The organism is Aeromonas aquatica, from assembly GCF_000764655.1.
Lineage (GTDB): Bacteria > Pseudomonadota > Gammaproteobacteria > Enterobacterales > Aeromonadaceae > Aeromonas > Aeromonas aquatica.
This window is the reverse complement of sequence record NZ_JRGL01000015.1, coordinates 25,467-35,728: the sequence shown is the minus strand read 5'-3', so window position 1 is coordinate 35,728 and position 10,262 is coordinate 25,467. Positions and strand designations below refer to the sequence as shown.

Here is a 10,262-nt window from a genome sequence, read left to right as displayed (position 1 = left end):
GGTTGGCTCCAACCGTTTCATCGGTTCATTAATCGCTTTGCTTGGATTGGCCTTCAGCCTGACAGTTTCCGACGGCTCTGTCACTATGGAAGGTGTGTTACTTATTCTGGTTGCCGCGTTCTGTTGGTCGATTTCTGGTATTTTGCTTAAAAAATCAAAAACAAAACGAATTTTCTCCTTCAGCGTGTGGTCTATGCTCTTTGCTCCCATTCCACTTTTTTTAATTTCCTACCTTCAGGTCGGGACAAACGGTTTTACTGCCTTGGTAGAAAATATGACCACACTCGATATATTCTCAATTATATACCAAGCTTATTGCACAACGCTGTTCGGTTACTGGATCTGGAATAGGTTGGTTGTGTCTTACCATTTGTCTCATGTGGCCCCTTTTACTTTACTCGTACCAATCTTTGCCATTTTAGGTTCAAGTATTTTGTTTCACGAGGCCATATCTTCACAAAAAGTGTTAAGCTGTGCTTTGATCGCAATTGGTTTGTTAATTGGTAGCTTTCCTGCCACTAAATTAAAATTGTTAGCACAGCATCTTAAATTTATGTGATCCCGAGTTTAAAAAGAAAGGTTAGTATTTTGAATCACCGACAGATGTGTGTTCATACCGCACGTGAGCTTATGAATAAAGTATGGAATGATAAGGTCCCTGAGTTCGTGACAGATGTTATGACTTCCACAACCACGATTGAAAGTCCAATTCAACTGTCTGTAGGACCTGATTCATTTTGCAATACATTAAAAGTGTGGCAGCACGCATTTCCAACGTTACTGTATAAAGAAGATAGTATTACAACTTATAATAACGAAATTGTTATCGAATGGACCACAAAAGGAAAACACTTAGGTGAATTTTTGAGCATTGCTGCAACTGGTAAAGATCTGGTTTACCAAGGAAGTTCACGGTTTACTTTTATAAATAATAAAATCAGCTATTACTCATCTGTTATTGACATCCAGAGCATATTAGGTCAGTTAATGGGGAGGTCTTTATCGCAATGCGAAAATATAAAGCTGCGAAGTCCTTTAGAGGACCTGTATGATGTTATCCCAAAACTGCTCTCGCCCTTCTTAACAAGGCGTCAGGTAGAGTGCCTTTCGTTGTCGACATTAAGTTTGTCAGTAAAAGAAGTAGCCACTATTTTAAAAATCAAAGACAGCTCAGTTCAAACCCACCTGAAACGAGCCTTCGAATTGCTTAACATCAGCAATAAAAAAATGTTCATGAATTATATTTGTGATAACAACACAATAGAGGTATTAATCAGAATGGGGATACATCTGAAGAAAAAAATCTAGTTTCAATTCGTTTTTTTCCAAATTTTGGCTTTGTTGCTGTACTGGGCATCGGTTGTATTTTGATAGGTCTTGTCGCGAAGTTGACGAAGCAAGCGAGCATTCTTGGCCATGGGAGCAGAGCCTCTATGCGAGCAAAAAACGCCTCTTTGCGAGTTTTGCGACGTTTGCCATTGAACTCGCAGTCCGCGAAGGTGAGCTGGTGACTCATGCTGAACCTCATCCCTGATATCAAGTGGGGCCATGATCTCACACCAAGGACTTATTCGCACCCTCACTTTTACTTGATCATCCTGAATGCATCTGACAAGAGCAACATCTTAACATCAGTCTGTATCCCACTTTTCCCACTTTATCTGGCCTCTGCTACCACCTTGGCCTGTTGTAGCCGTTCAAACTTGGCATGCACCCGATTGGGGTAGAGGTCGGTGTAGATCTGCCAGAGGATGTTGATGTTTCTGTGGCCGGTGACTTGGGCGACTTCATCAATGACAAAGCCAGCTTCAAACAGACGGCAGGCTCCTTCGCGGCGCAGGTCGTGCCAGCGTAAGTCTTCAATGCCAAGCTCTGTTCTGACTCGCTGGAAACCGGCGGTGACGCTCTTACCGTTGTAGGGGAAGATGCGATCATCAGTTCTGGGCTGACGCTTGAGGATCTCCCAGGCTTCACCCAACAGAGGAACCAGCATATGGTTCCCTATCTTCTTTCTCGGGTCTTTGCGGTCTTCCACCATTACTGCCCGGTTTTTCTCATCTACGCCTGACCACTTGATCTTGCACACCTCGCTAATCCGCATGCAGCTCAGGATGGCGAAGTTGAGCAGCTCTGTGTATGGAATCTTGGCCATGCTATGGTTCTGCCGTTTTTCCAGCCCTTGGATGATCCGTTCCAGTTCATTGCTCACCGGACGGCGGGTGCGCTTCTGGGCTTTTCCAACCAGTTTCAGGTTGTTGAGAGTCTTACGGGCTTCCAGGATGAGCTTGTTGTCGACCGGAATATTGAAAACGGGATTGGCGGCAGCAAAGACAGAACCAAGGTAGCTTACGTCGTGGGCAATAGTGGCAGGCGAGGCTCCCGCATCTCTTCTGGCTTGGCAGTGGTCGACCAGGTCCTTGATGGTTAGCTGATCGGCATTGAGTGTGGCGATATCGCAATCGGCAACCAAGTCGAGGCAGTAGGCCTTGGTTCTGCCTATGGTGGGGCTGATGGCCGGGTGGGCGCGGTAGAGAGCAATGAGTTCGCGGATGGTGGGAACGGGTTGCAACTGGCCTGGCAAACCATCTCGCTCGATCATCGCTACCACCTGCATTCCCCAGCTCTTGGCGTCGGACTGTCTGCCAAAGGTTCGGGATTCTCGGTATACTACCTCTTCGCCTTTATGTTCCCTGACGGTACAGCGATAGCGTAACTCGCCTTTGCTGGTCTTACGTTTTTCTATTGTGTAGCCGGCCATAGATACCTCGTGGAGTACACCTGCCCCATGAAATGGTGGGGCAGATATGGGGCATGTTCAATCAACAAATGTCTGGAAACACCCGTAAATGACTCAGAAACAAATCAGTGAAAACCCCGTGAAATCAGGCTCTGAGGCCATATCTGGCAAGCCTGCCCACCGCCAGACATTCTCGATTGCCCCCATGCTGGACTGGACCGATCGGCACTGCCGCTATTTCCATCGGTTGATGACCAGCCAGACGCTACTTTATACCGAGATGGTCACCACGGGTGCCATCATCCACGGCAAGGGCGATTATCTGGGCTACAGCGAGCAGGAGCACCCCATCTCCCTGCAGCTGGGGGGCAGCAATCCGGTGGATCTGGCCCGTTGCGCCAAGCTTGCCGAGGAGCGCGGTTATGACGAGATCAACCTCAACGTGGGCTGCCCGTCTGACAGGGTCCAGAACGGCCGCTTTGGTGCCTGCCTGATGGGAGAACCCGCCCTGGTCGCCGACTGCGTCAAGGCGATGCGCGATGTGGTGGGGATCCCGGTGACGGTCAAGACCCGGATCGGCATCGACGATCAGGACTCCTACGAATTCTTGCAAGCCTTCATCGAGCAGGTCCGTGACGCCGGCTGCGACACCTTCATCGTCCACGCCCGCAAGGCCTGGCTGAGCGGTCTGAGCCCCCGCGAGAACCGCGAGATCCCGCCGCTGGACTATCCGCGCGTCTACCAGGTCAAACAGGATTATTCCAATCTCACCATCGCCCTCAACGGCGGCGTGACCAGTCTGGAGCAGACCCTGGCGCACCTGCAGCACCTGGATGGAGTCATGATGGGGCGCGAGGCCTATCAGAACCCTTACATCCTGTCGCAAGTAGACAATCAGGTGTTCGGGTTGAACAAAGAGGTGCCGAGCCGGCATGAGGTGGTGCGCATGATGTTGCCCTACATGGAGCAGGAACTGGCCAAGGGCAACTACCTCTCCCACATGACCCGCCACATGCTGGGCCTGTTCCAGAACATGCAGGGGGCCCGCGCCTGGCGCCGTCACCTGAGCGAGAACGCCTGCAAGCCGGGCGCCGGCATTCAGGTGGTGCTGGATGCCATGGCCAAGGTGCCGGAATTCGCCCAATCCGAGACGGTGGAGTAAGCCATGTATCGCTTCACCGGATCCTGGCTGCACAAGGCGCTGGTGCGTCTGTGCGCCGGCCTGCTCGCCATCCTCGGCATCAAGCTCAGCGCCTTCTACCTGCTGGGTCTGTTGATCGTGATCGGGCTGCACAGGGAACAACTGCTGGGCTAGCACCCGCCGTCCTGCCACAGGATGTAAAAAAGCCGGAGCACTGATGCTCCGGCTTTTTTATGTCTGCCACGGCGCCCTGACTATTCGCCCGATTCCACAAACTGCAGCTCGGGGGGGGTTGAGGTCAACACGTCGGCGCAGTAATCCCAGGTCGAGATGCGATAGTGCTGCAGATCCTCGTCCAGGTGCAGGCCGTCGGACTCCTGATGGAACCAGCTGGCGAAACGGGACGGGATGATCAGCTGGATTTGCTCCTCGATGGCATGACTGTCACGGCCTTCTGCCAGATCGCAGTCTTCCATCACCCGCACGGCGAAAATATGACGGAAATTGACCCGGCAGAGCGGTTGCGGTGGCAAGTCGATGCTGCGGGCGCGGCCCAGCACGACCGTCAGGTTGTCGCCCCAGATATCCTGATGCAGTTCGGCCACGACCAGGCCGGGGGGGAGTTGGCGGGAGGGTGCCCATGGCACGGCAACCTGCCGAATGGCATTCTTCTGTTCCATATCCACCTCGCTACAGCGCATGCCATATCCTGAGTGTATCTGAAACAAATTTGGCTGACGATGGCAAGAAAAAACCCGGCTGATGCCGGGTTTCGTTCGATTACTTTACGCTGTTACTTTACGGCGTCTTTCAGCGCCTTGCCTGCCACAAAGGACGGCACATTGGCGGCTGCAATCTGGATCTCTTTACCAGTTTGCGGGTTACGACCGGTACGGCCCGCACGATGGTTGACCTTGAAGGTACCAAAACCCACCAACTGAACGGCATCGCCCTCTTTCAGGCTCTGGGTAATACCATTGATGATCTCTTCCAGAGCAACTTTGGCCTGAGCTTTGCTCAGGTCTGCTTTGGCGGCAATTGCATCGACAAGTTGAGCTTTGTTCATAACATTTCCTTTATGATCGGGCATTTAGCACCGGGCCACTCTATTCAAAAAAAAACACTCAGGCAAAGGCTTTATCAGCCGGGTTGGCTTGAATGCTGGGGTTTTCATCAAGATCTGCGGAAATAGTCACATATCTCGCCCCTTCGTCGTCCTGATTGACGGTACGGTGGCGAACAACCGATGAGGACTTGTACGCAAACCCCCATCTGATGTAACAATATCCCCACACTCCTATTGACGGTCAACAGTATTTTCCCTAGTTAATAGGGAGTGTCATCAGTCGATGGGAATGACCGCAGGCTTGCAGCCATCGAGCTCCATGCCATGCCCACGGAGGGACTATGTTAACTGAACTGGAAAAAACCAAGCGCGCACTGGCAGGCAAGCACAGGGCGATAGACGACTGGCTGGATGCCAGGCAGGCGTTACTGGTCGAGTACATGCGGCTGGCCGGGCTCATGCCTGCCAGATCCAAACAACGATCCCTCCCCGGTCATGTCGAGCTGCAACGCTTCTGCGAGCAGCTAGTCGACTACGTCAGCGCCGGTCACTTCGAAATCTACAACCACGTGGTCACCGCCTTCGAGCAGGCCAGCGGCGACAAGCTGGAGCTGGCCAAACGCATCTATCCCCATATCCGGGCCTGTACCGAGTTTGCCCTGGAGTTCAACGATAAATACAGCAACGCCAACGAGGCGCAGCTGCTGTTGCTCGACGAGGACCTGAATCATCTGGGGCCCGTGCTGGAGGACAGGTTCAAGCAGGAGGATCGGCTGGTCAAGGCACTGCAGGTGGTCGAATCCCTCAGCCACCGGCAGGTTTGATGCCCAATATCTGAGCCAGTTCAAGATCCTGATGAGCAAGCTACATTACACTCTGGAACCTGAATTGTTAGCACTGCGTTCGAGCGCAGACCGGAGATGAACATGGCCGAGCGACGCCACTTTACCAGGATCTTCTATCTGACTGCCGCCAAGCTGATCCAGGGGACACGTCAGTGGCGGACCCAGCTGGTCGATGTCTCCCTGCAGGGTGCCCTGTTGCTCAGACCCGAGGATTGGTCCGGCAGCGACGACAAGGAGTACGAGATCTGCTTCGTGCTCGGCGGCAGTGACATCGAGATCAAGATGCAGGTGACGCTGACCCATGAGGCCAGCAAGAAGCTGGGGTTCTACTGTCACCACATCGACATCGACAGCGCCAGCCACCTCAAGCGGATGATCGAGCTGAACGTCGGGGAAGAGCAGCTGTTGTATCGCGAGCTGGAGCAGTTGCTGCAAGAGCACAAAGAGCACAGTCCTCCCTCTGCCTGAGCCGCAGAAACGAAAAAGGAGCGCCATGCGCTCCTTTTTATTACCTGTTATCCGCCCTGTGCTACAAAGCCTCGAGGGCATCTGCCAGCTTCTTCACCGGCACCACCTCCATCCCTTCGATGGGATGCTTGGGGGCGTTGGCGTGGGGCACTATGGCGCGGCGGAAGCCGTGCTTGGCCGCCTCCTGCAAGCGCTCCTGGCCAGAGGGCACGGGCCGGATCTCGCCGGACAGCCCCACCTCGCCAAACACCACTAGGTCCTTGGGCAGGGCCTGATCCCGGAAGCTGGACACCATGGCCAGCAGGAGCGCGAGATCCGCGCTGGTCTCCTCGACCTTGACCCCGCCCACCACGTTGATGAAGACATCCTGATCCGCCATCTGCAGGCCACCGTGACGGTGCAGCACCGCCAGCAGCATGGCGAGGCGGTTGTGATCCATCCCCACCGCCACCCGGCGCGGATTGGAGACCTGGGAGTAATCCACCAGCGCCTGCAATTCCACCAGCAGCGGGCGCGTCCCCTCCCAGATCACCATGACGATGGAGCCTGGGGCCTGCTCGTCACCGCGACTCAGGAAGATGGCGGAGGGGTTGCTCACCTCCTTCATCCCCTGCCCCGTCATGGCGAACACGCCGAGCTCGTTGACCGCACCGAACCGGTTCTTGTGGGAACGCAGGGTCCGAAAGCGTGAGTCGTGGGCACCGTCCAGCAGCACGGAGCAGTCGACGCAGTGTTCCAGCACCTTGGGTCCGGCCAGGGTGCCGTCCTTGGTGACGTGGCCCACCATGAAGATGGCGACATGGTTCTGCTTGGCGTAGCGGGTGAGCAGGGCCGCGGATTCCCGTACCTGGGAGACGGAGCCGGGGGATGACTGCACATCCGCCACGTGCATCACCTGGATGGAGTCGATAACCATGATCTGCGGCTGCTCCTGCTGGGCAATGATGCAGATCTGCTCGACGCTGGTCTCGGACAACATCCGCAGCTTGTCGGTGGGCAGCCCAAGTCGGTTGGCCCGCATCGCCACCTGTTGCAGGGACTCTTCCCCGGTCACGTAGAGGGTCTTCATCCGCTCGGCCAGGCCGCACATGGTCTGCAGCAACAGGGTCGATTTACCCGCCCCCGGGTTGCCGCCAATCAGGATGGCCGAGCCCGGCACCACGCCGCCGCCCAGCACTCGATCCAGCTCCTTGAAGCCCGAGCCGAAACGGGGGATCTCGGTGGTGGCGACCTCCGCCAGGGTCTGTACCTGGCTGCCGATGGCACCGGCATAGCCGGTGTAACGGGCGCTCTTGCCAGGGGTGGTGACCCCGAGCCGGACCTCGGTGATGGTGTTCCACTCCTTGCACTCGCCGCACTGACCTTGCCAGCGGGTGAAGTCGGCTCCACATTCGGTACAAACATAGGCGGTTTTGTTTTTGGCCATGGATAACTCGGGGACAGGATGATTTCCTGCTTGATATACTGGTTTGCGACCGACAGATCAAACCCAGAATCGGAAAAGTGACTTTCCGCGGCAGGAATACATGGATTCAGAACAACCGCTACACCTGATAGAACAGCTTGTCCCCCTGCTCAGAGAAAAGGATTTCGACGAGATCTTCAACCGCCTGACCCAGAACGAGAATGCCAACAGCCGCTTCTTGCTCAAGATGGAGATCAAGCGTAAATGTGCCCCCTGCCGGCGGGTGATCGACATGCGCAACGAGCTGAGCGATCTCTGCCTGGTGCACGAGTTTGAAGGGGTCACCCATTTCATGCCCACCGAGGCGGTCGAGCAATTTCAATCCCAGTGCTACCTCTACCGGGACAGCTACACCCTGGGGGTCTACGAGGCGCTGCAGGCCTGGTACAAACTCAATCAGGGCCGGGGGGAGAGCCTGTCCCTGCCCGCCAGCCCCTTTCGCCTCTTCGACGTTCAGGCCATCCCCTTCGCCAGCCACTACGGCCGGCAAGAGGAGCGGATGCACTTCAGCTCCGCCATGGTGCTCAAGCTGCAAAATGGGGAGAAGCTGTTTGCCAAGAGTTCGGACATCTCCCTCGGCGGGATCCGGGTCTCCGTCCCCTATCTGCCCGACTACCAGACCGGCGAGCAGCTCGATGTGCTCTTCACCGGTCTGGAGCGGGAACATGCCAACCCCATACTGCGCTCGCCCATCGGCTACCAGATCCTGGGGGAAGAGCAGAAGGAGGGGAAGTTCTGGCTGCGGCTGGTGAAGAGCGGTGACTACCCCGCCTTCGACAACTTCCTGCGCGAGTTCATCGAACACAACCGCAACCGCTACCGGGTCAGCGTCGATTACCTGTTGTCGGCGGCCATCGTCAAGGGCTACGAGCAGTTCTACCTGCCACGTATGACCGGCATGCCGCTGTTCTTTGGCAAGGGCGACAGCCCCGCCCTGGAGATGGCCCTGCGTACCGAGAACAACCAGCACGTGCTCGAGTACTGGCGGGATGCCAAGAACCGCGACATGCTCGCCAGCCTCTTCCCGGCGGCGCGGATGCGCTCGCTGATCCCGGCCAGAGGAGCACTGCGCGAAACCCTGATCTACAGCTTCACCCATTCGGTACGCAGCCACCTCTACTTCTTCTCCGCCACCCGGGAGGAGTTGCAGCAGAGCGGCCTGGCCTCGCTGTTCTTCCAGGTCGGCGCTCGCCGCCCCAGCTGGCGCGTTTATAAATTCAGCCTGGAGGCTTGTTCTCTGCACGAGGCGGATCTCGATAGCCAGTCGGAGTCCCATCAGTTGCAGGATATGCTGATGCGCGAGCGGCTCCAGCAGATAGGCCATGTCGGCCTGCTGCAGGAGATCGGGTTGGACAATCAGCGCGACGAGTTTCGCTACGATGCCAACCAGCCACACAATGCCAACGAGTTGCAGCGCTTCGGCCACGACACCAGCGCTACCCCCTTCGACATCGAGACGCTGCACTACGTGCAACTGCGCAAGGAGGCGCGCTACATCCACAAGACGGCGATCGTGATCCGCCACCAGGAGAGAGCCTGGCTCGGCTGGACCCGCGACATCTCGGCCCATGGCATGCAAATCGAGCTGGAGGAGGCGTTCGTGGGAGAGAAGGGGGAGATCATCACCGTCGCCCTGCCCCGGCTGCAGGATCTCGCCAAGAGCATGGATCTGCAGCGCCTGCCCTATCGGCTGGTCAGTCTCAACCTGAGCCGCACCGTGCTGCACCTGTGCATCGAAGGGGACGCGGCGCGCCACATCGGCCATCAGTTCTTCAGCCTGCTGATCGAGAGCAACCAGAACAAGCTCAAGACCACCCGGGAGCACAGGCGTTACCGCGGCATGGCACGGGCGCTGCGCAACATCTTCACCCATCACACCTTCAACACGCCTGTCTATCTCAACAAACTCAAGGCTGCCCCGACACCGGCCGCAGTGGGGCTTGCCCCCCGGCCACGCAGCCTCTCCCGACTGTTACAGGCCTGCGCCGAGCAAGAGGATCAGGCGAACCTCTACCCCCTGTTCCAGGGCGGGTTGCTCAAGACCCTGCTGCTCAACCCCTTGCGGGCCATCGAGCGGGAAGACAAACCCAAGGAGGAGGAGGTCTACATCGCCAGCCTGCACTCACAGGGCGGCGCCCCCTTGTTTCTCAGCCGTTTGGCCAGCAGCTTTGCGTCGCTGGAGGACAAGCGACGCTTCGTCGAGCTGGCCCTCCAACAGGGAGAGTTCTACTCGGTGCTGGTCGGCATCTCTCGCACCGGCCGCCCCGACACCAGCTTCATCGCCAACGAGCTGGACTACATCGCCAAGTTTGCCATTCACAAGGCCAAGAAGCTGGAGGAGGAACTGTGGAGCGTGGTGGGCGTGGGTGAGCTGACCGACACCAGTCAGGCCACCCTGTTCCGGCTCGGCATCCCCTCACCCCCAGCTTGACCGGCGGGGAAGGCATGGCTGACGACAAGGGAGACCTAGCGGGTCGCCCTTGTCGTATCAAGCTGGCCTCAGACCGTCTGGGAATGGCTCAGCGGGTGCCGCTTGGTGA

11 protein-coding genes and 1 pseudogene are annotated in these 10,262 nt (G+C 56.6%); 7 read left to right on the top strand and 5 right to left on the bottom strand.

Annotated features, from left to right (window positions below; all coding sequences use genetic code 11):
* Nucleotides 1-559, top strand: a 559-nt coding sequence (locus tag LG30_RS21330) for an EamA family transporter (protein ID WP_081965995.1), incomplete at its 5' end; no start/stop codon positions are given.
* 71 nt (nucleotides 560-630) lie between these two features.
* Entirely contained in the window at nucleotides 631-1,308 is a 678-nt protein-coding gene (locus LG30_RS21325) for an ester cyclase (protein WP_202963136.1), read from the top strand.
* A gap of 76 nt (nucleotides 1,309-1,384) precedes the next feature.
* Here the strand turns inward: LG30_RS21325 and LG30_RS22655 are convergent.
* Both LG30_RS22655 and LG30_RS0104595 read right to left on the bottom strand, forming a co-directional pair.
* Nucleotides 1,385-1,516 (bottom strand): annotated as a pseudogene (locus LG30_RS22655) (IS5/IS1182 family transposase); the annotation flags it as partial.
* Between the two features lie 141 nt (nucleotides 1,517-1,657).
* Nucleotides 1,658-2,758, bottom strand: coding sequence for a site-specific integrase (locus LG30_RS0104595; protein WP_033129538.1), 1,101 nt, complete (start codon nucleotides 2,756-2,758; stop codon nucleotides 1,658-1,660).
* An 88-nt stretch (nucleotides 2,759-2,846) separates the two neighbouring features.
* On the opposite strand from LG30_RS0104595, the gene dusA reads away from it, so the two are divergent.
* Both dusA and LG30_RS22480 read left to right on the top strand, forming a co-directional pair.
* Nucleotides 2,847-3,899, top strand: a complete 1,053-nt coding sequence (dusA, locus tag LG30_RS0104590) for a tRNA dihydrouridine(20/20a) synthase DusA (RefSeq protein WP_081965988.1) — start codon at nucleotides 2,847-2,849, stop codon at nucleotides 3,897-3,899.
* A 3-nt stretch (nucleotides 3,900-3,902) separates the two neighbouring features.
* Nucleotides 3,903-4,052: a hypothetical protein gene (locus LG30_RS22480; protein ID WP_152599020.1), complete on the top strand. Its 150-nt coding sequence runs from the start codon at nucleotides 3,903-3,905 to the stop codon at nucleotides 4,050-4,052.
* A gap of 80 nt (nucleotides 4,053-4,132) precedes the next feature.
* Here the strand turns inward: LG30_RS22480 and LG30_RS0104585 are convergent, their stop codons facing one another.
* Together LG30_RS0104585 and hupA are read right to left on the bottom strand one after the other, a co-directional pair.
* A complete protein-coding gene (locus tag LG30_RS0104585) occupies nucleotides 4,133-4,558 on the bottom strand; it encodes a hypothetical protein (protein WP_033129542.1) in 426 nt (141 codons plus the stop codon).
* A 113-nt stretch (nucleotides 4,559-4,671) separates the two neighbouring features.
* Nucleotides 4,672-4,944 carry a nucleoid-associated protein HU-alpha gene (gene hupA / locus LG30_RS0104580; protein ID WP_005305063.1) on the bottom strand — a complete coding sequence of 91 codons (273 nt, stop codon included), beginning with the start codon at nucleotides 4,942-4,944 and terminating at the stop codon, nucleotides 4,672-4,674.
* 341 nt (nucleotides 4,945-5,285) lie between these two features.
* Here hupA and LG30_RS0104575 point away from each other — a divergent pair, with 341 nt between their 5' ends.
* Both LG30_RS0104575 and LG30_RS0104570 read left to right on the top strand, forming a co-directional pair.
* Nucleotides 5,286-5,768: an Rsd/AlgQ family anti-sigma factor gene (locus LG30_RS0104575; RefSeq protein WP_033129537.1), complete on the top strand. Its 483-nt coding sequence runs from the start codon at nucleotides 5,286-5,288 to the stop codon at nucleotides 5,766-5,768.
* A gap of 102 nt (nucleotides 5,769-5,870) precedes the next feature.
* Nucleotides 5,871-6,257, top strand: coding sequence for a PilZ domain-containing protein (locus LG30_RS0104570; protein ID WP_033129536.1), 387 nt, complete (start codon nucleotides 5,871-5,873; stop codon nucleotides 6,255-6,257).
* A gap of 61 nt (nucleotides 6,258-6,318) precedes the next feature.
* Here LG30_RS0104570 and radA read toward each other — a convergent pair whose 3' ends face one another.
* Nucleotides 6,319-7,683, bottom strand: coding sequence for a DNA repair protein RadA (radA, locus tag LG30_RS0104565; RefSeq protein ID WP_033129535.1), 1,365 nt, complete (start codon nucleotides 7,681-7,683; stop codon nucleotides 6,319-6,321).
* 100 nt (nucleotides 7,684-7,783) lie between these two features.
* Between radA and LG30_RS0104560 the strand changes: the two genes are divergently transcribed.
* Nucleotides 7,784-10,153 carry a PilZ domain-containing protein gene (locus tag LG30_RS0104560; RefSeq protein WP_033129534.1) on the top strand — a complete coding sequence of 790 codons (2,370 nt, stop codon included), beginning with the start codon at nucleotides 7,784-7,786 and terminating at the stop codon, nucleotides 10,151-10,153.
* Nucleotides 10,154-10,262: the final 109 nt, after the last annotated feature.

What these genes read in the sequence shown, in the direction of transcription:
- LG30_RS21325 (WP_202963136.1), top strand. Translation starts at nt 631, where the DNA reads ATGAATAAAGTATGGAATGATAAGGTCCCTGAGTTCGTGACAGATGTT.
- LG30_RS0104595 (WP_033129538.1), bottom strand. Translation starts at nt 2,758, where the DNA reads ATGGCCGGCTACACAATAGAAAAACGTAAGACCAGCAAAGGCGAGTTA.
- dusA (WP_081965988.1), top strand. Translation starts at nt 2,847, where the DNA reads ATGACTCAGAAACAAATCAGTGAAAACCCCGTGAAATCAGGCTCTGAG.
- LG30_RS22480 (WP_152599020.1), top strand. Translation starts at nt 3,903, where the DNA reads ATGTATCGCTTCACCGGATCCTGGCTGCACAAGGCGCTGGTGCGTCTG.
- LG30_RS0104585 (WP_033129542.1), bottom strand. Translation starts at nt 4,558, where the DNA reads ATGGAACAGAAGAATGCCATTCGGCAGGTTGCCGTGCCATGGGCACCC.
- hupA (WP_005305063.1), bottom strand. Translation starts at nt 4,944, where the DNA reads ATGAACAAAGCTCAACTTGTCGATGCAATTGCCGCCAAAGCAGACCTG.
- LG30_RS0104575 (WP_033129537.1), top strand. Translation starts at nt 5,286, where the DNA reads ATGTTAACTGAACTGGAAAAAACCAAGCGCGCACTGGCAGGCAAGCAC.
- LG30_RS0104570 (WP_033129536.1), top strand. Translation starts at nt 5,871, where the DNA reads ATGGCCGAGCGACGCCACTTTACCAGGATCTTCTATCTGACTGCCGCC.
- radA (WP_033129535.1), bottom strand. Translation starts at nt 7,683, where the DNA reads ATGGCCAAAAACAAAACCGCCTATGTTTGTACCGAATGTGGAGCCGAC.
- LG30_RS0104560 (WP_033129534.1), top strand. Translation starts at nt 7,784, where the DNA reads ATGGATTCAGAACAACCGCTACACCTGATAGAACAGCTTGTCCCCCTG.